This window comes from Fibrobacter sp. UWT2 (assembly GCF_900142545.1).
Taxonomy (GTDB): Bacteria; Fibrobacterota; Fibrobacteria; order Fibrobacterales; family Fibrobacteraceae; genus Fibrobacter.
The window spans coordinates 39,319-60,324 of the sequence record NZ_FRBF01000011.1; the positions used below are offsets into that span (position 1 = coordinate 39,319).

The 21,006-nt window shown below is 49.4% G+C and carries 15 protein-coding genes; 12 read left to right on the forward strand and 3 right to left on the reverse strand.

Annotated elements, in window-relative coordinates:
• Nucleotides 1-271 precede the first annotated feature (271 nt).
• Nucleotides 272-2,131 (reverse strand): excinuclease ABC subunit UvrC, encoded by a 1,860-nt coding sequence (uvrC, locus tag BUA40_RS09025; RefSeq protein ID WP_072800319.1) that lies wholly within the window; start codon nt 2,129-2,131, stop codon nt 272-274.
• Nucleotides 2,132-2,201: 70 nt separating this feature from the next.
• On the opposite strand from uvrC, the gene BUA40_RS09030 reads away from it, so the two are divergent.
• The gene (locus BUA40_RS09030; protein WP_143149751.1) at nt 2,202-3,098 is read left to right on the forward strand and encodes a hypothetical protein; all 897 of its coding nucleotides are present in this window, start codon (nt 2,202-2,204) and stop codon (nt 3,096-3,098) included.
• Nucleotides 3,099-3,141: 43 nt separating this feature from the next.
• Complete coding sequence (locus BUA40_RS09035) at nt 3,142-3,456, forward strand: hypothetical protein (RefSeq protein ID WP_072800321.1); 315 nt, start codon at nt 3,142-3,144, stop codon at nt 3,454-3,456.
• A 72-nt stretch (nt 3,457-3,528) separates the two neighbouring features.
• Here the strand turns inward: BUA40_RS09035 and BUA40_RS09040 are convergent, their stop codons facing one another.
• Nucleotides 3,529-4,464 carry an FISUMP domain-containing protein gene (locus tag BUA40_RS09040; protein WP_083585348.1) on the reverse strand — a complete coding sequence of 312 codons (936 nt, stop codon included), beginning with the start codon at nt 4,462-4,464 and terminating at the stop codon, nt 3,529-3,531.
• Between the two features lie 68 nt (nt 4,465-4,532).
• Here BUA40_RS09040 and BUA40_RS09045 point away from each other — a divergent pair, with 68 nt between their 5' ends.
• The 9 genes from BUA40_RS09045 to glgA all read left to right on the forward strand — a co-directional run bounded on the left by BUA40_RS09045 (nt 4,533) and on the right by glgA (nt 18,417).
• Nucleotides 4,533-4,925: an NADH-quinone oxidoreductase subunit A gene (locus BUA40_RS09045; RefSeq protein ID WP_072800367.1), complete on the forward strand. Its 393-nt coding sequence runs from the start codon at nt 4,533-4,535 to the stop codon at nt 4,923-4,925.
• A 98-nt stretch (nt 4,926-5,023) separates the two neighbouring features.
• Entirely contained in the window at nt 5,024-6,382 is a 1,359-nt protein-coding gene (gene argA, locus BUA40_RS09050) for an amino-acid N-acetyltransferase (protein ID WP_072800323.1), read from the forward strand.
• A gap of 133 nt (nt 6,383-6,515) precedes the next feature.
• A complete protein-coding gene (locus tag BUA40_RS09055) occupies nt 6,516-9,305 on the forward strand; it encodes a hypothetical protein (RefSeq protein ID WP_072800324.1) in 2,790 nt (929 codons plus the stop codon).
• A gap of 27 nt (nt 9,306-9,332) precedes the next feature.
• Nucleotides 9,333-9,923 carry a nitroreductase family protein gene (locus BUA40_RS09060; protein WP_072800368.1) on the forward strand — a complete coding sequence of 197 codons (591 nt, stop codon included), beginning with the start codon at nt 9,333-9,335 and terminating at the stop codon, nt 9,921-9,923.
• A gap of 105 nt (nt 9,924-10,028) precedes the next feature.
• Nucleotides 10,029-12,503 carry an InlB B-repeat-containing protein gene (locus tag BUA40_RS09065; RefSeq protein WP_072800325.1) on the forward strand — a complete coding sequence of 825 codons (2,475 nt, stop codon included), beginning with the start codon at nt 10,029-10,031 and terminating at the stop codon, nt 12,501-12,503.
• Between the two features lie 140 nt (nt 12,504-12,643).
• Entirely contained in the window at nt 12,644-14,755 is a 2,112-nt protein-coding gene (locus tag BUA40_RS09070) for an InlB B-repeat-containing protein (RefSeq protein ID WP_255369265.1), read from the forward strand.
• A gap of 19 nt (nt 14,756-14,774) precedes the next feature.
• Nucleotides 14,775-15,344, forward strand: a complete 570-nt coding sequence (gene folE / locus BUA40_RS09075; RefSeq protein WP_072800327.1) for a GTP cyclohydrolase I FolE — start codon at nt 14,775-14,777, stop codon at nt 15,342-15,344.
• A 311-nt stretch (nt 15,345-15,655) separates the two neighbouring features.
• Nucleotides 15,656-17,035 (forward strand): poly(ethylene terephthalate) hydrolase family protein, encoded by a 1,380-nt coding sequence (locus tag BUA40_RS09080; protein WP_072800328.1) that lies wholly within the window; start codon nt 15,656-15,658, stop codon nt 17,033-17,035.
• Between the two features lie 152 nt (nt 17,036-17,187).
• Entirely contained in the window at nt 17,188-18,417 is a 1,230-nt protein-coding gene (glgA, locus tag BUA40_RS09085; RefSeq protein ID WP_072800329.1) for a glycogen synthase, read from the forward strand.
• Between the two features lies 1 nt (nt 18,418).
• Here the strand turns inward: glgA and BUA40_RS09090 are convergent, their stop codons facing one another.
• The gene (locus tag BUA40_RS09090; protein ID WP_072800330.1) at nt 18,419-20,197 is read right to left on the reverse strand and encodes a protein-disulfide reductase DsbD family protein; all 1,779 of its coding nucleotides are present in this window, start codon (nt 20,195-20,197) and stop codon (nt 18,419-18,421) included.
• Between the two features lie 180 nt (nt 20,198-20,377).
• Here BUA40_RS09090 and BUA40_RS09095 point away from each other — a divergent pair, with 180 nt between their 5' ends.
• Nucleotides 20,378-20,998 carry an RNA polymerase sigma factor gene (locus BUA40_RS09095; RefSeq protein WP_072800331.1) on the forward strand — a complete coding sequence of 207 codons (621 nt, stop codon included), beginning with the start codon at nt 20,378-20,380 and terminating at the stop codon, nt 20,996-20,998.
• Nucleotides 20,999-21,006: the final 8 nt, after the last annotated feature.

Here is a 21,006-nt window from a genome sequence, read left to right on the forward strand (position 1 = left end):
GCCTCGGGGCTTTGTTTTTCGCGTCGATGCGCGCCTAAACTGAACACCAAGAGCGACGAGCTTTAAAAATACTGTTAGATCGGGCGTTAATCCGTGGGATGCCTTAGCCATAATATACCCAACTTGAGCATCAAAAGCAAGTGGAAAAACGAAAAATATTTTTTTGTCCTTTTAAAATAAACGATAAGTAAATAATTCTTATCCTTGCTTGGCGAAATTAGTTCATAAAGGTCGTTTTTATACAAACGAGCCCTACTCCATTTTGGAATATTCAGCCTTCAGTATCGGGAGTGATAAATTCTGCACAGTATTTAGCGACTTGGTCGCGTAAGTTGTTGCCGCGGACCTTGCCTAGCAGGATTTCGATGTCTTCGATGGGGGCTGCCATGAATGCTTCGGCGCTCCTGTACTTGCTCAAAATCTTGACGCGGGTTTCGTGGCCGACACCTGGCATCTTGAGCCATTCGACTTCCAAGTCCTTTTTACGCTTGCTGCGCTGGTAGGTGATGGCGAATCGGTGCGCCTCGTCGCGGGCGTTCTGCAAAAGCTTTAGCGCGGGGCTGGTACGGTGCAGCACGATGCTCTTGCGGTCGTCGGGGAACACGATTTCTTCGAGGCGCTTGGCGAGGCCGATGAGTGGTAAATCCTGGTCGTGGCCGAGCTCTTTCAGAATCTGCATCGTGGCGTCTACTTGGCCTTTACCGCCGTCGCATACCCACAAGTCGGGCATGGGAACGCCTTCGTTTTCAAGCCTGCGAATGCGGCGAGTCATCACTTCGCGCATACTGGCGAAGTCATCGACGCCTTCGACCGTCTTGATGATAAACTTGCGGTAGTTGGCTTTATCGGGGCGCCCGTTCTTGAAGGCCACAAGGCTTGCCACCGTGTTTGTGCCCGAAAGGTGGGATATATCCACGCATTCGATGCGGAACGGCGTCTTTTTAAGCCCGAGGACTTTCTGCAGTTCGAATACGCTCTGGTCGATTTCGCTGTACTTCTGCACTTCGGCGCGCATTTCCACAAGTATCATGTCGGCGTTGGCGCCTGCAAGTTTCAAGAATCCGAGTTTTTCGCCGCGCTGGGGCGTGCTGAAAGTGACCTTTCTCCCTGCCTGTTTGCTGAGCGCTGCTTCGAGTTCCTTGCGGTCTTCCGGGAGCACAATGTCGGTTGCGATTTCGGCAGGGATCAGGGGTGCCTCCATGTACCACGGGAGCACCATCTGCCTGAAAATTTCCGTCTCGTCGTCTTCGAGTTTGCATTCGAGCCGGTAATGTCTGCGCCCCATGAGCACGCCTTTGCGGTATTCCAAAATCACGGCCGCGGCCATGTCGCCGTTACGACGGAGCGTCACCACGTCCAGCGACAAGTTCGGGTCGCTGGTATCGGTCTTCTGGTGCGTGCCGGAGGCTTGCAACGCTTGAATGGCGTCGCGCTTTTTCATGGCGGTTTCAAAATCGAGTCTCTCGCTCGCTTCTTCCATTTCGCGCTGCCAAAGGTCAATCAGGTCGTCGCGCTTGCCTTCGAGCATAAGTCTTGCATTAGCGACATCCTTGGCGTATTCCTCTTGCGTAATGAGCCCCGCACACGGCGCACTGCAGCGCCCGATGTGGTAGTTGAGGCAGGGGCGCACGGGGTGCTTGGCGGGCAGTTCCATGGAGCATTCGCGAATCTTGAACAGCCTCGCCGAAATGTCGATTAGCTTGTCGATGTAGCGCGAGCTCATGTATGGGCCGTAATACTGGCGGCCGTCCTTCTTGACGGAACGCGAAAGCGAAAGCCTCGGGAAAGGTTCCTTGACCGAGAACGCCAGGTACGGAAAGTGCTTGTCGTCTTTCAGGAGCACGTTGTACTTGGGCGTGTGCTTGCGAATCAGGTTAGCCTCTAGGATGAGAGCCTCTTGCTCGCTCTCGGTAATGATCCATTCGATGTCGCGAATGTAGGGGAGCATGAGCGTTGCCGCGCGGTGCCCGTTGTGCTCGGAGCCGTCGAAGTAGCTGCGCACGCGGTTCTTTAGGACTTTAGCCTTTCCGATGTAAATGATTTTCCCCTGGGCGTTCTTCATGATGTAAACGCCCGGCCGGTCCGGCAATTCCGTCAGTCGCCGCTGTATATGTTCATTTACAGAAATCATTTGGCTTTTATGAAAAAATTTAGTTATCTTAATATTGTTAAAGTTCTAAAACTCATTAGACGGAGCAAAAATGAATTTAGAAAAAATGAGTGTTTTATCTCAGAAAATTGAGGGTGTATTGGGAATGGTCCGTACCCTCAAAGAAGAAAATGCTAAAATCAAGCGCGAACTGTCGCAGGCCCAGGCAATGGTACAGGACAAGACCCTGTTGCTCGAATCTGCCAAGCATGACCTTGCCGACTGCAAGGCGGCCCTCGATGCCCGCGCCAACCAGGCGGATGCTCAGCAGGATATGCTGAACCGACAGACCACTCAAATGGAGGCCCTGAACGAAAAGACGGTGGTTCTTGGTCAGCAGCTGGTCGAAAAAGATGGCTGCATCGAAAGCCTGGAATCCAAGGTTCGCGAACTTACAAGCAATCAGGAATTGCTGAGTGGCCAAATCAACGAAAGAGCTGAAACTGTGAGCGCCCTCAATGCCCAGGTGGCCGAAAAGGATGCGACGATTGCAAAGCTTATGGATCAACTTTCCGAAAAGAACGCCTTGGTCGAAAGCTTGAACGAACAGTTGCAGGCTCAGAACGAAGAAATCGCCGAAGCACAGGAAAAGTTCAACCAGCTGGTAGCAACTATTGAAAACGAACTGGGAACCGACATTGAACTGAACGATTCTCCCTCCATCGAACCGGTTGTAGAAGGTTCCGAAGACGCTGAAACAGAAACGGCTGAAACGGAAGAAGTGGCTGAAGAAGCTGCAGAACCGGCTAGTTCTGACGAAGATCTCGTATTTGAAGATGTCACTGCAGAAAATGCAGAAGCCGCTGAACCTCAGATGGACGAATCTGTTTCTCAGGAACAGGAGTCCGAAGACGATGTTCCGACGGTTGAAGTTCATGGGGCCGACGAAAACGACAATGATCTGTTCGCGAGCAAGCAGGAGGGCTCGCAGACAAATTTTTTCGGATAAGGATGCTGATGGACGATGATCCATTCGGCGTAGGGATAAAATAATGGCTAGTATCGAACCTTTGAAATCGGTAACTATTTCCGTTGCCCAGGAATCCATTCAGATTCGCACCGACTTGCCGGATGCGGAATTGAATGAAATCGTGGAAAGCATTAACCAGCGATTTGAACGCTCGGCGAAGTTCCAGATGGATAACCGTAAGCGCATGGCCTTGCTTGCCGTGGAGCTTACTTCCGAAATCATGGAACTCCGCAAGCAGCTGGGGCGCGCGAAAATATATTACGATCAGATGGAAAAGGAAGTCCAGAACCTTACGCTCTTGCTAGACGAAGGAATGGACAGTGTCGGTCAGCTTTAAAAATCCAAAGTTTACGAACAAAAGAAAACCCGAGCTTTTCGCCCGGGTTTTTCGTTTGTTAAAGGTTTCGTTTTATTCGAGTGTGCCTTCGACGCAGCGTACGTTGTAGGCGCGAGGACCTTCACTAGACTGGAAATCCTTTTCGACACTGTCGCCAGAATAGGACTTGATTCTCCAAGAAGTGTAGTTTCCGCTTTGGATAATCCAGATGTAGCCCTGTCCGTCATCGAGGCCGAATGTCACTTCGCCGCCGTCGTCGCTGATCTTGAATCTACCGCCGATGGTCCACCAGCTGTCGGGCTTGCTTGTGGCGGCCGCTTCAACTTCAGCCTGGGTCGGCAGACGCCAGCCCATGGGGCAGACTCTCTGTGCAACGGCGTAGGTGTAATACACGCTTTTGTTCTTGGTGCATACGTCGTCACCTTCGGAGTTTTGACAGTAGCTGCCGACCTCGGTCCTGTACCGGAGGTTCTCAGACATCCACGTGGTGCCGTCAATCGTTTCTAGCGGATAGGTGTTGTTGTCGCGGTTGTCGGTCAAGGTGTTGCCGCTCTTGGTGGGCGGAACCTGGGCTTCTTGCGACATACTAATATCAATGCTGATCGACGAAGAGGACTGGATTTCTGGGTTAGAGGTCATTCCTGCATACTTGGCCCTGCATTCATCGGTCCAGCAGAACACTTCATCTTGGCGATAGTTCGGAGTAGGGATATCTCCAAGATTAGGATCTTGCTGGATAACGACTGTCTTGGTCACTGTATCGTGCTTGACCTCGGCAGGCTTTCCCGGATTAGGATTGGTTCCGTCGGGAGCGACAGTTCCAGCATCAGAACTAGTTGGGGTCTGTACAGAGGAAGAAGAAAGAGTTGCCGGGGTATCATTTGCCGGAGTAATTGCGGGTTCATCTGCAAGCGTAGCCCCCGGAGACAGCAAGTCACTGTCAGAGGAACACCCCCAGAATAAGCACACCACACCCACACATCCCAAAAATGTAGTGATCTTTTTCATGCCTCTAAATATAGTTTACATTTTTCGACTTAACTAGAAAAAAGAAATTTACTATGTTTGGTGTCACTATGACGAACGTTGAAATCTTTGATACCACTTTTGCCATGACCATTCTCGTGGTCCTTGCACTCGTTGTTCCTACCGCACTTCTGGTGGCGAACTGGTTCCTGCATCCGGGTAAGATCAAGGGAACGTCTATCAAAGGTACGTCTTATGAATGCGGTGTCGCACACGTTTCCGGTACATCGGGCGAGCGATATCCTGTAAAGTATTACATGGTTGCCATGTTGTTCCTGGTCTTTGACCTGGAAGTGGCGTTCCTCTACCCCTGGACCGTTCAGTTCCTCAAGGGGGGCTGGGACTTGCTGTTCGTGTTGCTTGGATTCCTCGTGATTCTTGAAGCAGGCTATATCTACCTGGTCAAGAAGGGAATCCTCAACTGGACTCGAATCCAAGACTAGGATTCGGGAAAAGAATATTCTATCTCAACTAAACGAACGCGGTCCCTAGGGATCGCGTTTGTTTTTGTGGAACAAAACATTTTTCTACTTTATTGAATATGAACAACCCTACGCCTGACTTTAATTCGCAACATTTTGAAGTTGCCGGTTTTATTCGCGAAGTGTTCGGCTATATGGAACGCTTCAAGGGCCAGCTGTTTGTGCTGAAAATCGAGGATGACCTGATGAGTCACCCCTTGTTCCCGGTGCTGATGCGCGATATCGCCATTTTGCACAAGTCGGGTATCCGCATTATCATTGTGCCGGGTACGCGCAACAGTATCGATGCTCAGCTCAAGGCGTGGGAACTGGAATCTACGTTCCATGCCGGCGTGCGCTTGACTAGCGAAGAAGCCCTGCCCCACATTGAGCAGGCTTCTCTGGGTGTTGCCCAGCATATTATGAGCCATTTGACGGCAAGCGGTCTTAGGGGTATTCAGGGCAACTGGGTGCTCGCCCGGAGCATGGGTGTGATCGACGGTGTGGACTACATGCGCACCGGCCGTATCGAACGTATCCAGCGCGACATTCTGGAACAGCTTTTGGATGAAAAGTTCGTGCCGATTATTCCGCCGATTGGCTGGAACAAGCTCGGGCACGCCTACAATATCAGTTCTACCGAATTGGCAACCGAACTTTGCAAGTACATGAAGGTGGGCAAGCTGTTCTTTATCGGTAACCAGAACGGTATCAAGCTCGAAGGCCTGGTAACAGGCAAGAACACCAAGTACCTGGAACCTACGGAATCGGGCGTGATTTCGGCTATGGACGTGGACCAGGCGAAGGAACTGTTGGAACTCAATTCCGACCAGCTCGACTTTGCGCAGATGGATTACCTGATGAACGCCATTCACGCTTGCGAGGCGGGCGCGAACCGTGTTCACCTCTTGAGCGGTGAATTCCAGGGTAGCGTGTTGCAAGAAGTGTTCAGCGCCCGCGGTGACGGTACCATGGTGTACGCCAACCAGTACTCCAGTATCAGGCCCGCCAACGTGGAAGACATCCCGGATATCCTGCGGATTATGCAGGACTACATCGACAAGGGTTACCTGGTCCCGCGTACGCAGGAAAGCATTTCCGAAAAACTGCGTGATTATGTTGTCTATAGCATCGATAACAGCATTCACGGTTGTGGCGCCTTGCACGAATTCGAAAACGGAATGGCCGAAGTGGCAGGCATTGCGGTGGCCGCGAACTACCGCAAGTCGGGCATTGGCGATGCCATTGTACGTCACTTGATTTCGGTGGGCCGCATGAAGGGTTACAAGACTCTGTTCTTGTTGACTACGCAGGCTCTCGACTGGTTCTACCATTTTGGATTTGTCGATGGCACGGTGGACGAATTGCCGCCTACCAAGCGTGATCATTACAACAAGAAACGGCATTCCCGTATCTTGATGCTTCCGCTTGACAAGTAACCGCAGGCAAAAACCTGCGGGGCTTTGTCGGTTGTCTAGCGAATTTGGCGATTTGTCAGTGATTTGCTGCTAAATAGTTCTTTTTTTCGTTAATTTATGTAAATTCTAGCCATTGCTTAGGAATGGAGAGCTTATGCTTCTTTTTCGTAAAATAGTAGTGTTGTTTTTTGTGTTGCTGTGGCTTGCGGCTTGTTCTGACGATGTAAGCAGTGAGGAAGTGGTTCGCCGTATTGATGAAACCGGTTATACCTATTCGCCTGCGGCGTTAAAAGGCTCTATTCAATACTTGCCTTCCATGACGGCGGAGAAAGTTCGTATTGTCAGGCTGAGATACGACTTGTCTCCTATAGATTCCTTTGAGGTTCCGGTGAATTCTTCCTGGTACGGCTATGAATTCTCGGCCGCTTCCACCGACTATGAATCGCCTTATGTGAAAATCGTGACGGTGTTTCCTGCCCAAGGTGACAAGAAAATGGAATTCGGACAGTATGGGCGCTTGGCCGAATCCAATAGTGGTTTTATACAGAACTTGTATCTTGCATTGGCAGCAGACCGTATTAAGACTCTGATGGACGAAGAGGATTACGATTTTGACAAGGCGCAAAAAACGGCGTTGGAAGAGCTGGGGAAAGTTTTTGGTATGGATTTAAGCGATGTTAACTGGCGCGAATTCAACAATCGGTTGGGGGGATACGCCAATTATTTTGGGGATGTGACTCCCTACGTCTATTGCCGTCATGAAGTTTCGGATAGCGTTTTCTACAGTGATTTCAAAAAGTTCCGCGAAACCTTTGCCCAGAAGGGTCGCGTTGATTCTTCGATGATTGTGAAGGCAGCCGATGCGCTGCTTTCGACATTTGAAATTCTTGTGGATTCGACGTATTATCTTGCTCAAGGAGTGTCGAGGGATTCTTCCCTTGGATTTGCGTCTATAGATAGCGCCTTTATCGGGAAGGCGTACGACTTATTGGTAAAGGATTCTACTGTAACGATTCAAACGAAATCGAGTTCCTTTTATGGAAGGTCCCTTTATAGGGAATGGATTGGGGATGGCCGCTCCAGTATGCTTTTGTGGCGATTGCTGTCGAACCGGGAGGATGCCCTTGGTCTGTGCGGGCATTATGCAGATCGAATGATACAGCGCAATGACACTCTTTATGTTTGTAGAAACAATTCCCACATATGGGAGGTCATTACTGAACATGATTCCCTGTTCAACCATCAATACGGCGAGTGCTCTAGATACAAAAACGTGGGGCAGCCTCTTTATGTCAATGATTCCTTGTTCGTATGCGAATGTGAAAGCGATGGTGTTTGCTCCTGGAGCGACAAGTATGTAAAAAGGGTGTTCCTGAAAAACGATACGATGTATGCAAAGGTTCTTGATGCCAAGGCAACGTCTAAATTCGGCAAGTGCGACGATTATGTCTCTGATGGCAGTGTGCAAAAATTGGGAGATGTATATGTCCAGTGTAGGCTCTATAATTGGACTGAAGTCGATTCCCTGGTTTATTATTTGGGTGAGTGCCATAACAAAGAAAAGGGTGAGCATTTGGGTGTTTATTATGCCTGTAGCAAGGATGGAGATTTCTGGGGCAATGATTGGGTAGAAATTTTGGCGCCGGTTTATTATGATTCCACTTGTGTTTCCGAAAATGACAATCAGGTCCTGAAATTTGGTGAAGACTATTTTGTTTGTGAAGCGCCGAAAGAATGCAAGGGTATGGATGGTTTTGCAGTGCAGGAATGCGGATTGACCGGTACTTGGCGCAAGATGAAGGAAGAAGAAATTATTCCGCCGGTAGCTGATTTGGAATGGTGCACGAGTGCAATCAAGAACAAGAAAGTTATTTACGATGGCGCTTATTATGAATGCAGCAGGGGTAAATGGCGAGAGGTCAAAAAGGATACACTTGCGCCCCCTGAAAAAGACGGCTTGCTTTGTGGTGATTCGTTGTTCGGCGTCATTAAGCATTACGGCTATGATTACTATAGATGCGATACCAATCGCGTCTGGCACATGATGCAACCTCAGGAAAAATTGCCTCTCCAGTATCGCGATAGTTTGGGCCGCTGCGATTCCATATCCAATAAGGTTCTTCATTGGGACGAGTATTCAAGATCTTTTGTGGGCTGCACGACTAGGGACAGCATTTATGAATGGGATGTCATTAATGTGGGAACGAGCCCGTACACTTTGCCGCCTTCTTTGGACAGGAAAAAGCTTGCGGGCAGTAGTCTAACGGATTCTATTTATACGGTGACGGCAGATGGTGTTGAATACCGATTCAATATTGTCAAGAAATCGTACTTGACAAATTACTACAACTTGATTCTGAGCCATATGGAATTTGATGGTAAAGGGTATGGCGCCTATTCGTACAATGGGAAAATCTATTTGCATAGTGAACGTGGAACGGATTCGCTGTTGTTGAAATCCATTGAAAACAAGAGTGCTTCCTTCGATGATTTTTATGTTGACTGGAAAACGCGAATCACCAAGGATTGTAAATGTGGCGACATTAACTTAAAAGTCCATGAGGATAGCCTTTCCGTGATTTTCTACGACGAAAATACTTTCATGGATTACGATAAGGCCAAGACGTTCTGCCCCACAGGTTTCCATATTCCCGATTCGACGGAGTTTATGCAGAAGTTCAAATTCCCAACGACTTCGACGAGTTTCCGTAACGACTCTCCCTTAAGCTGGTATTTTAGGACCGATAGGGTGGTTGGCTGCAGTGCGTCTAATATAATCCACTCTGATTTGTTCTGGACCAGCACCGAGAAAAATTCCGACACCCAATACTGCTACGAATCGTCGATGAGGACCGTGACGATGAACGAAATGTCCCGTCGCATTGTAGAATGCCCCAAGGATTTGTACCCGATGGCGCAGGTGATGTGTGTCATGGATGAATGATTTGTATTTTTGAAACGAGGTTTGATGATGAATACTCTCGAAGCTATTTTGACTAGACGCAGTACCCGCAAGTTCCTGGCAAAATCCGTGGAACGTGAAAAACTTGAAAAAATCGTCGAGGCGGGCCGTTATGCCCCTACGGGTGGTAACTGTCAGAGCAATCATTTCTTCGTGATTAGCAATCCGGATGTACTCAAGAAACTTGTGGAATTGGTGCAATCCGCTTTTGCTGCGATGGAACTCCGCGAAGATCTGTACAAGAGCCTGCAGAATTCCATTCGCCTGTCGCAGAAGGGCAATTACGTGTTCAACTACAATGCGCCAGCGTTGATTGTGGTGGCGAGCCAAAAGGAATACGGCAACAACATGGCCGATGTCGCTTGTGCCGTCGAAAACATGATGCTTGCTGCAAATGAACTCGATCTTGGCAGTTGCTATATCAATCAGCTCAAGTGGCTGAACGAAGACCCGACCCTGCTCGAATACCTGCGCTCGCTCGGCCTTAAAGAAAGCGAACGTGTGTACGCCTCGGTAGCCATCGGCTATGCCGACACCGAATCGGGCCTCCCGAACCGCAAGGAATCTCCGCGCACCGGGAACCTGGTGGAGTTTTTATAGCGCTTTCTGCGTAGATTGTGACATTTTGTCAACGGAAAAACCGGATGTCCTGTAACGTCCGGCTTTTTTTGGATATATATTTTGTATGAGATATAAGGAGGAGATATGTTATACTCATTTTTCAGGGGTTTTAGCCTTTTGGCGTTTGTGCTTGTCGCCGCAATTTCGGCACAGGCCTACACAATCACGTACAACTTGATGGGTGGCGTTAACCATCCGGACAATCCGGCGAGTTACGAACGTGATACGACAAAGCTTATTCTGAAAGCACCTTCAAAGGAAGGCTATGCCTTCTTAGGGTGGTATCTTGTGTCTGCAAGCGGCAGGGACTCCAGCTATTATAAGGGGGACAATTTTGCTCGCTTCAGGAATCTCTCAAGAAGCTGGCTCGCGAGTGATATTGAAAATTTTACGGTAGAAGCAAGGTGGGGTCTTGTTCCTGAAATTCCGCAGCAAGATGAACGTGGCTGTTACTTGATTCGAACCGCCAGGGAATTGTATGGTATTGCTTCGGTTTCTAAACAGGATTATGAATACAGTCCCGAGTATCGATTTGAAGGTTGTATTTCTCTCATGAATGATATTGTCGTTAACAAGAACTTGCTTGATAAAGACAAGAATCTGTCTTTGGAAGAATTTGTGTACTGGATTCCGGTTCTTTTCAAGGGGACGTTCGAAGGCAACGGTTTCAAAATTTCGGGCCTGCGCGGAAACTACGGCCTTTTTATGGAACTCGGAAATGTTTATGGTGGATACATAACGCCTACTTTGGTCAAGAATTTGGGCGTTACGGATTCCTACTTTTCTGGTAAAGTTGTCGGCGGTATCGCGGCGACAATTGGCGGGCCGGTTCAAATGAATAATGTATATACGGACGTGTCGGTCCATGCGGAAGATTATGCCGGTGGCCTGATCGGTAGTGTATTCTTGGCTCCAGATGAATGTGTGACGGCTATGAGGCCGGCCTTGAATGCCCCACAGTACGCCGGTAAAAGTGCCGCTGATTATTCGCGTGCCGCTTTCATTGAAAATTCCTACAGTTTAGGGCTTGTTGAAGGCGCTTATGCGGGCGGCATTGTTGGCGAAATGGATGTCGCCGTTTTAAGGAATGTCTCTTTCGCGGGCCAAGTGAAAGGGACTTCTACAGACTGCATTGTGGCAAAAAAGGGCAATGCCTGCTCTACAAGCAGTATCATATTTGAGGTGGAAAACTCCAAGTGTATCGATAATGGTGACACGGCGGCGTACCCTGTCTTTAAAGAAAACGCGTTCTCGATTGATTATGTCTTGTATGGCGGTGTAAACAGTGAGCAAAATCCGGCTAGTTATATCAAGGGCGATTCTGCCATTGTGTTGAGTGCCCCGCAAAAAGAAAACGATGTGTTCGAGGGTTGGTTCCTGGATAGCAACTTTGTCCAAAAAATCGATACCATAAAGACGCAATATTATGGCGATTGGAAACTTTATGCAAAGTGGAAAAGCTTCTTTGTCATTCATTTCGAAATGAATAAAGGCCAAACTTACAACGGGCGCTCCTTCTATTTACCTTTGGAATTCAGGTGGTCGGCAGATTCTGCTGCATTTGTGCTAGGTACGGCTAGTCGGGAATCCGGATTTGAATTTGACGGCTGGTATGCGGATTCGCTTTTCACGAAAAAGATTACGGAAATTCCTGCCGGGAATACCGAGGATGTTACGGTGTACGCCAAATGGAGCCCGAAGACATATACGATAACGTATCACTTGAATGGCGGTACAAATCATCCGGACAATCCGAGTACTTTTACAGGAGAAGATGACGGTTTTAAGTTCAAGGCGCCGACCCGTGAGGGTGCAGATTTTTACCGTTGGACTTATGGTGAACTGGGCGGTGTAGCAGAAAAAATTTCCAGGATGCAAAATATTGATTTGTATGCGGAATGGTTCCCTAAGCCGCAGAAGCCCAAACAGAATTCGAAAGGCTGTTATCTCATTGGCACAAGGGAAGAATTGTACTGGTTTGCTGAAATGGTCAATGGGCGGCTAGAAGGTGCTGAACGCAATGCAGAAGCGTGTGCATCACTAGAAGCAGACATTGTCGTCAATGACAGTATAGCGAAGGATGATGTTCTGGACCTTGCCGGAAAGGATTATTTTGTGTGGCAACCCATTGAATATTTTGATGGCAGTTTTAACGGGAACGGGCATTCTATTTCAGGATTGCTGATGCACAATCGTTATTCTGATTTTGAAACGTATGGCGGAATGTTCTATTTCGTAAGGTCTTATAATCAGGTTGTTGATATTTTGATTAAGGATTCGTACCTTCGTGACGTTGGTTTTATAAAGTCATTTTCCATTACAGGAAACCGTATGGTCCTTTCGAATGTTGAGGCAAAAAGCGATTGGCAAGCCTCTGTTCGCGGCAATAGCGTTACTTTGTCTGGACTCATGCCTGGGCGTACGCTTCTTGTAATGGATGTGCAGGGCCGTGTTATCTGCCGTATGACAACGCAGTCTTCGATGGAAATCGATATTCCTATGGCGGGGCGGTACTTGATTCGCTATGGTAAACAAATGAAAACAATATCGGTCCGCTAATTTGTAAAATTACGTTTAATGTCCAAGGAAAATCCAGGTTCCGTGAGAATCTGGATTTTTTTGATATATATTCAGTTTGTCACTTTGAGTGATGAAGAGAAAAAATGTTTCGCTCAGTTTACGCAGTGTTAGGGTACTTAATGCTGTTAGCCGCGGTGTCGGCTAACGCCTACACGATTAATTATAATCTGAATGGCGGCGTGAACCATCCTGAAAATCCCGAAAGCTACGACGAGGCGGCGGGCCGTTTCGATTTAAAAGAACCGACGCGCGAAGGGTATTCCTTTTTAGGCTGGTATATTGAATTTGCTGAAGGGGTGGACGTTCCGCCCAACATGTATTATGGCGAGTATCAAGATTACTCCATGTTCGTGCTTGCAAACTACTTGGGCAGTTTTAGCGTGTATGCACGCTGGGGCCTTGTGCCGCAGACGCCGCAACAAGATGAACGCGGCTGCTACCTGATTTATACCGCCGAAGAACTTTACGGTATCGCTACCGTTTCTGTTGCGGATTCTACGGCGTTCTCCAAGAAAGACGATTATAAATTCGAAGGCTGCATCTCGCTCCAGAACGATATCGTGGTGAACGAAAATCTTCTGGATTCTACCGGTAATTTGTCTAGAGAAGATTATGTGTGGTGGATTCCCTTGAAGTTCAAGGGAACTTTTGAAGGTAACGGTTTCAAGATTTCTGGCTTGCGCGGCAACGACGGCTTGTTTGTAACGCTTGGTGACGAAAACGATGTGTGGGGAAAGAACGTCACGGTCGTTAGAAACTTGGGCGTTACGGATTCCTATTTTTCGGGCGGTGATGCCGGCGGAATCGTGGGCAAAGTCGTTGGCCTTGTCCAGATGACGAATGTCTATGCCGATGTCTCTGTTCAAGGTTTGCGTTCTACAGTCGCAAATACGGCTCCTGCTGCCGATAGCGTTCAGTTCGAAATTCATTATGTGCTGAACGGCGGCGAAAATAGCGAATTGAACCCGTCGGGATACGTCAAGGGAGATTCCGCTATTGTGCTTGCAGACCCTCAAAAAGAAAATGACGAATTTGAGGGCTGGTACCTGGATGAAGACTTTACGCAAAAGATTGACACGATCAAGACGGAACATTATGGCGACTGGACTCTCTACGCAAAATGGAAGAGCTACTTTGTTGTCGATGTCGAAATGAACGGAGGCCAATTCTATAACGGCGTGAGTTACTACAAGCCCCATGTGGTCAAGTGGTCTGCAGATTCTTCTGCGTATGAGTTAGGAAAAGCTTACTGGTCCGGCTTTGAATTTGCGGGTTGGTATGCGGACTCCCTTTTGGAAGAAGAAATTACGGAAATCCCTGCCGGCAACACCGAAGACTTGACGGTGTATGCCAAGTGGAATACGACGGAATATACGATTACCTACCATATGAATGGTGGCGAAAACAATCTGGAAAATATGACTGCTTTCAACGCTGCCGCAGTGGGATTTGAATTTAAGGAACCTGTTCGCGAAGGTGCAAAATTCAATCGCTGGACATCGAGTAGGCTAGGCTATTATTCGGTGCTGCAGCTGACTGAAAAGAACAGCATCGAATTGTTTGCGGAATGGACTCCGGCTCCGCAAAAGCCCGAACAGGATACGGCAGGGTGCTATCACCTGAAAAATAAGGAAGAACTCTACTGGTTCGCAGGCCTTGTCAATGGTACGTTGGACAGTGTCGATCGCGATGCGAAGGCATGCGCCTCGCTTGATACCGACATCGTTATCAATGAAAATGTGCTGACGGATTCCGTGCTGAATCTAAACGATTCGACGACTTATTTCGTGTGGGATGCCATCTGGGATTACGAAGGCAATTTCTCGGGAAATGGTCATTCCGTTACGGGTCTTCTTGCGAATAGCAGCTGCGGCGACGAACACATGTTCGCAGGAATGTTCTGCAATGTAAGCAACTACAAGAACATCGTGAATGTCAAGGTCAACAAGTCTTATGTGCAGGAATACGGCTATATAGATAACTTCGCCATTACCGGCGATACCATGCCTGTTCAGCCTGGTGCTGTCAAGGGTGAATGGCGCGCCGTGGTAGGTGGAAAGAGCGTTAGCCTGTTTGGACTCGCTCCGGGCAAGATGCTTTTCGTGTATGACCTACAGGGGCGCCTGTTGCGTCGCGAAAGAACGGAATCCATGATGTTGATGGACTTTATGGATGCGGGACGCTTCCTAATCCGTTATGGAAACGAAACCCGCGCAGTCACGATTCGCTAATTTTGCTATCTTTGGCCCCATGATGGATTTTAAGAAAATGGAAGACGGCTTCCGGATGATTCTGGAAGGTATGGACGAAAACCCGAACCGCGAAGGTCTTATCGATACGCCCAAGCGTGTCGCCAAGATGTATGCTGAACTCATGACGGGCCTTTCGGGCGAAACCCGCGCCGAAGATATCCTCAAGACTCGCTTTCACGAGAAGTACGATGAAATGATCATTGTGCCGGATATCGAATTTGCCAGTATGTGCGAACACCATTTTCTGCCGTTCACGGGCAAGGCTCACGTGGCCTACATTCCGGGCGATTGCGTCGTTGGTCTCTCCAAGATTCCGCGCGTGGTGGAATTCTACGCTCGTTTCCCGCAGATTCAGGAACGCATGACGCGCCAGATTGCGGAACTCATCCAGAATGAGCTGAACCCGAAGGGAGTCGCGGTCGTTTTGGAAGCGTCTCACATGTGCATGACGATGCGCGGCGTCAAGAAACCGGGTGCCACTATGGTGACCACGCAGCTTTTGGGCCGATTCAAGACGGACGAAAAGACCCGCGCCGAATTCATGTCCAGGATTTACGCTCCTAGGTAAACGTTCTTTAAAAAAAACGTGTTAATATTTTTCTGGTTTTAGTCCCCCGCTCCGGTCGGGGGCTTTTATTTTTTTTCAAAATAAGCTAAATGGGGCAGCCCGGCATGTGTAAGAATAACCTTATCCATTATGGATAAATTACATACAAATTAGAATGCAAAAATCTTGCTTTTTGAGCTAATTTCGCCATTTTTGGCTCCTTTTGACTATGGACTTATTGTCCATGGAAACTCGTTTCGGACTGTTTTTTTCGCTTGTTTTTCAAGGTATCTTTAGAATGGTGTTAAGGGAAAGGTATAAAAGGAGTCACAATGAAATCGAGATATTTCAAGAATTTGGCAAAGGGCCTGGTGGTTGCAGGCGCTGCCTTTGCTTTGGTCAACTGCGGCGATGCTGCGGATCAAGTCAATAACGCCGTTGCTGAAGCCCAGCAACAGTACCAGGAACAGCAGAATCCTGCAAATCCGGACAATCCGGCAAATCCCACAGATCCTACCTTTCCGACCGATCCCTCACAGACGGTGACTGACCCTGCACAGCAGGGGACCGTTACTCCTGTGGATCCGGCAGACCCGAATGCGACTCCGACAGATCCGAGTCAGGGCGTGACTGACCCCACTCAGCCTGCAGATCCTTCGCAGACTGTTCAGCCCGCAGACACGACTGCCCAGGTTACCGAACCTGTGGTTGGACCTGGCGGTGAACAGCAGCCTGTCGATACGACGGCAACGAATCCTCCTGCAATCTCTAGCAGCTCTGCCGCTGGTTCCGATCCCGTTCCGACTTCTAGCTCTGCCGTGGATTCCCCCAAGTCCAGCTCCAGCGAAGCCGTAAAGCCCGCCAGTTCTTCTAGCGAACAGGTTGTGTCTTCTTCTAGCGAAGAGAAGGCCGATGACGGCATCTTCCTCGTTGATGGCAAGGAAGAAGAAAAGAACTACCTGGAAGTCGAATATATCAAGAATACGGCCGACAACGGCGGTGGCGTCCTTTGCTACCCGAAGCAGCTTTCCAATACCAAGAAGCATGGTGTTATCTTGTGGGGCCCGGGTGGCGGCTCTAGCCCCAACGATTACGAAGGTATCATTCGCCGTCTCGCCTCTCACGGTTTCGTGGTGGTGGCTACCAGCGAATCTCCGGATGGTACGAACCGCGGTATCCCCGCACTCGACTGGCTCGCCAAGAAGAATACCACCCAGGGCGATGTGCTGTACGGCAAACTCGATATGACGAAGGTGGGCGCAAGCGGCCACTCCATGGGCGGTCTCCAGTCCGAAAAGATGCTTATCAACGACAAGCGCGTGATTACGGCTGTCCTCAACAACAGCGGTGCATTCAACCATGCTGAACTAGCGAATGTCCCTGCCGGAAAGACTGCTGCAATCGTCTACGGTGAAGGCGGTATGGAACGCCCGAACGCCGAAGGTGACTACAACAACAATAACGTCAGGATTCCGGCTTGCCTCCTCAAGATGACTGGTGGTCAGGGCAATGAATGCCAGAACGGCGAATGCGGCTGGGGCCATGGTTCCGGTCCGTGGGGCGGCATGGCAGCGACCGTTGCTTGGATGCGTTGGCACCTCGGTGGCGAAACATTCCGCAAAGATGATTTTGTGGGTTCTTCTGGCAAGTACATTAATGGCGCTATCCTTGGCCAGCCGGGCAAGTGGAAAGGCCAGTGCAAGAACTTCTAAGAAACTCCACACTCACTCCTTACATCCCGTCCGAATGGGCGGGGTGTTTTTTATAGAAACACCTTGCTATTGCCTTGGCTTTTTTTATAATTATTGGTGAAAACGAACTACTAACCACTGTCTACTTCTAACTTCCTACCGTCTACTAGATTATGAACGCAGCAATTTTGACGAATGAGTTCCCGCCGGAAATTTATGGCGGTGCAGGTATTCACGTAAAGTTCCTTACGCAGGAACTTGCAAAGCTTTGCCATGTGGAAGCACGTTGCTTTGGCGTGCAAGACGAAGACAAGGATAATATCCGTGCTTTGGGTTTTTCTCGCAAGTTAGGTTTGAACCCGCACGATGATCGTTTCCAAAAGATTTTCAAGCCGCTCGACATTAACCTCCAGTGGGCGGCCGCGCTCGACAATATCGATGTCATTCACTGTCATACGTGGTACAGCCACTTTGGCGGCGTTCTCGCTAGCCGCCTTTTGCAGTGCCCGTTGATTCTTACGACGCATTCGCTCGAACCGCACCGTCCGTGGAAGGCCGAACAGTTGGGTGATGGTGGCTATGCCATGAGCTGCTGGATTGAACGTACCGCTTACGAAGCTGCCGACGGCGTGATTGCCGTGAGCCAGGGCATGAAGCGCGACGTGATGAAACTCTACGGAGTTCCCGAAGATCGCGTGAAGGTGATTTACAACGGTATCGATCCGGACTTTTATGCGCCGACTTTCGACGAAAAAATCCTCGTTAAGTGGGGCGTCGACCCGAAACGTCCGTTTGTGCTGTTCGTGGGTCGCATTACGCGCCAGAAGGGCATTAGCCAGCTGATCCAGGCGATTCCGCAAATCGACAAGGGTGCCCAGGTGGTGCTCTGCGCGGGCGCACCCGATACCATTGAACTTGCCGACGAATGCAAGGCTCTCATCGAAGAGGTACAGAAGACGCGCGACGGTGTGGTCTGGATTCAGGAAGCGGTTCCGCACGAAGAACTCCGCGTGCTTTACAGCCATGCGACCGTATTTGCAACGCCCTCGCTCTATGAACCGTTCGGTATCATCAACCTTGAAGCTATGAGCTGCGGTACTCCGGTGGTGGGCTCTGCGGTGGGTGGCATTCCCGAAATCATCGTGGACGGCGAAACCGGATTCCTGGTTCCGTTGAAACATGTATCCGAAACGGATTTTGAACCGGCTGACCCGAAGGCATTCCAGACCGATTTCGCGAACAAGCTCAACAAGATTCTTGAAAACCCGGAACTGGCAAAGAAGATGGGCGAAGTCAGCCGCAAGCGCGCGATTGACGTGTTCAGCTGGAAGTCTATTGCTAAGCAGACATACGACTTCTACCAGGAATGTATTGACCGCTATAAAAAAGAAGGCAAGAGATAGCCTACTTCCTACTTCCTACAATATTCTCTACAATCGCTGCTGTCGTGAGTAATTCCGGCAGCACGATTTGTTTAGATGCATCCCCTGCCGGGTAAATCGCATAGGCGGGCACGCCCGACTTGTGCATGCTCTTTAAGAGTGCATTCACTTCGGGTGTTTCGCGTGTCCAGTCGGCCTTTACCAGCGCCACATTCAAACTGTCCATGGCGCGGCGGAATTCGTCGCGGTTGAGGACTGCGGCTTCGTTCGTTTTGCAAGTGAGACACCAGTCGGCAGTAGCATCGATGAATACGGTGCGGTTTGCTTTTGCGAATTCTTCGATTAAGGCGGGGCTGTAACGGTACCAGCCGTCGGCTGTCATCTGCTCTTGCATGCGGGCGTTGAACTTTTCGCTGGCAGCACGTTCGTATTCAGGAACGATTGCAGCGAACCAGATTGATACGAGAAAGACTATGCTTAATCCGAATCCTGCGACTTCGCGCCCGAAGGCAACTCCCGGCGGCGCGAATTTGCCGAGCAGTACGCTACAGGCAACGCTTGCTACCACGATGATAGAGAACATCCCGACGCCAGCGGTGCCGGCTTGTTCATTCACAATCCACAAGAGCCATGCGACGGTCGCGAGGAGCAATACGCCCATCACCTTCTGGAGCTTCACCATCCACGGACCCGGTTTCGGGAATACCTTCAGGACTTTCGGGAAGGCGCTTACGAGCATGTAGGGGAGGGCAAGGCCGAGCCCTGCCGCCGTAAAGAACAAGAAGAGTACTGGCGTCGTCTGCGCAAAGGCGAATCCCATGGCGGTGCCGAGGAAGGGGGCCGAGCACGGCGTGCTTAAAAGAACAAGAAGCGCTCCAGTAAAGAAGGCGCCTGCGAAGCCCGCCTTATGGCCGGCTTCATCCATCTTGGTGGTGGCGCCCCACGGGAGCCACACTTCGAATACGCCGAAAAAGCTCATGGCGAATGCAGTCAGAATCACGACCATAAAGGCGATGAATCCTGCACTCTGGAATTGCATGCCCCAGCCCGCGGACCCGCCGCCGGCCTTGACGGCGGCGACAACGGCGGCCAGCGCCCAGAAACTTGCCAGAATGCCCGCCGTTGTGGCTCCTCCCAACGCGAGGAGCCGTCCGCGACTTTCACCGGCCTGCTTAATTAAGCTAAAAAGCTTGAGCGAAAGCACCGGCAGCACGCACGGCATCAAGTTCAGAATAATTCCGCCGAGAAATGCGAAAAACAATAGCGCGATGATTCCTGCCGAAGCGGTGGCGCCTGCATCGCTCGTTTCCAAGTTTTCATTGTTGCTTGTGTTGGCGGTTACTTCATTTTCGAAGTCGTTTTTTTTTGCGCTGCTATTTACATTGCTGGATTTTGCGCTAGCCGCATTTCCGCTGAGCGAGATCGTCTTGCTCGCAGGCGCAAGGCAAATGGAATTGTCGCAGGCTTGGTAATGGAAGGTTGCTTCCGTTCCAAGGCTGTCGTATTTTTCACCAACGCTTTTCACCGGAATTTCAATCTTGAATTCTCCGCGGAAGGTGAGAATTTCAAGTTCCAACGCTTCGTTGTATTCCTTGATCGGTGCGGGCCATACGACATCGCCGAATTCAATTCCTTCGGCTTTCACCTCGATTGAAGAAGGCTTCAGGAATTCATCGGTGACTTCGTTGGCGTTCACGTGCCATTTTTCAGGAACGGTTACCCATACGGTCAGTTTTCCGCCGTCTTTCAGTGCGCCTGCGCTGTACTGCATCTGCATTTCGGGAGGCGGCATGGAATTCATGTTGAACTCTTGCGCGTTTACAGATTGTGGATAAACTACCAAAAATAAGGCCAAACTAAAAAAAGCTGTTGATAGTTGCAAACAACTATTTGCAAAATTCTCAAAAATTCGTTTTTTCGTTTTTATTTTCATAAATTTTATCACAACTGAAAGTTCGCTGTCAAAATTCCTGTTTGCAATATGTCAAAGTCAAGAATTTTAACAGAAGAACCTCCCGAATGGGTTGAAAAAGTGTGGCGCAAGAACGCTTCACAAATTTACAAACTATGTCAGGCACAGAGTAGCGACGACGATAGCGCAAAAGACCTTTTTCAAGAGGTTGCGCTCCGATTATGCCGGTCTGCAGGCACACTGGACCTGAAAAAGCCGATATATCCTTGGTTACGGACGGTAGTTCATAACACGTTTTTCGATATGAATCGGAGGATGTTGCCCGTTATCCCCTTTTCGCAGCTGTCGGATATTTACGTGCCTTACGATATCACCGCTAACAAGGACGTTATGCAAGAATTGCGTGAACGGCGCAAGTGGCTCTTTGTCCGCCGTGAGTTGGATTACCTGATGGAAGACCTTACGGCTGCCGAACGGATGGCTGTGGAAATCCATTGTGTCGGGGAAATCCGTGTTGCGGATGCCTGTCTTTATTGCGGCGTCAACCGAGGGACTTTTCTAAGCAGAAAAAAGGTCGCCTTGAGAAAGATGCGTAAAAAGAAGGACATTTATATATCAAAATTTAAAAATAATGAAAGTTCTTGCTTGAAATTGGACGATTTGCTAACGCGGGCAAGTGAATTTTCGTAATTTTAGGG

What these genes read in the sequence shown, in the direction of transcription:
- uvrC (WP_072800319.1), bottom strand. Translation starts at nt 2,131, where the DNA reads ATGATTTCTGTAAATGAACATATACAGCGGCGACTGACGGAATTGCCG.
- BUA40_RS09030 (WP_143149751.1), top strand. Translation starts at nt 2,202, where the DNA reads ATGAATTTAGAAAAAATGAGTGTTTTATCTCAGAAAATTGAGGGTGTA.
- BUA40_RS09035 (WP_072800321.1), top strand. Translation starts at nt 3,142, where the DNA reads ATGGCTAGTATCGAACCTTTGAAATCGGTAACTATTTCCGTTGCCCAG.
- BUA40_RS09040 (WP_083585348.1), bottom strand. Translation starts at nt 4,464, where the DNA reads ATGAAAAAGATCACTACATTTTTGGGATGTGTGGGTGTGGTGTGCTTA.
- BUA40_RS09045 (WP_072800367.1), top strand. Translation starts at nt 4,533, where the DNA reads ATGACGAACGTTGAAATCTTTGATACCACTTTTGCCATGACCATTCTC.
- argA (WP_072800323.1), top strand. Translation starts at nt 5,024, where the DNA reads ATGAACAACCCTACGCCTGACTTTAATTCGCAACATTTTGAAGTTGCC.
- BUA40_RS09055 (WP_072800324.1), top strand. Translation starts at nt 6,516, where the DNA reads ATGCTTCTTTTTCGTAAAATAGTAGTGTTGTTTTTTGTGTTGCTGTGG.
- BUA40_RS09060 (WP_072800368.1), top strand. Translation starts at nt 9,333, where the DNA reads ATGAATACTCTCGAAGCTATTTTGACTAGACGCAGTACCCGCAAGTTC.
- BUA40_RS09065 (WP_072800325.1), top strand. Translation starts at nt 10,029, where the DNA reads ATGTTATACTCATTTTTCAGGGGTTTTAGCCTTTTGGCGTTTGTGCTT.
- BUA40_RS09070 (WP_255369265.1), top strand. Translation starts at nt 12,644, where the DNA reads ATGCTGTTAGCCGCGGTGTCGGCTAACGCCTACACGATTAATTATAAT.
- folE (WP_072800327.1), top strand. Translation starts at nt 14,775, where the DNA reads ATGATGGATTTTAAGAAAATGGAAGACGGCTTCCGGATGATTCTGGAA.
- BUA40_RS09080 (WP_072800328.1), top strand. Translation starts at nt 15,656, where the DNA reads ATGAAATCGAGATATTTCAAGAATTTGGCAAAGGGCCTGGTGGTTGCA.
- glgA (WP_072800329.1), top strand. Translation starts at nt 17,188, where the DNA reads ATGAACGCAGCAATTTTGACGAATGAGTTCCCGCCGGAAATTTATGGC.
- BUA40_RS09090 (WP_072800330.1), bottom strand. Translation starts at nt 20,197, where the DNA reads ATGAATTCCATGCCGCCTCCCGAAATGCAGATGCAGTACAGCGCAGGC.
- BUA40_RS09095 (WP_072800331.1), top strand. Translation starts at nt 20,378, where the DNA reads ATGTCAAAGTCAAGAATTTTAACAGAAGAACCTCCCGAATGGGTTGAA.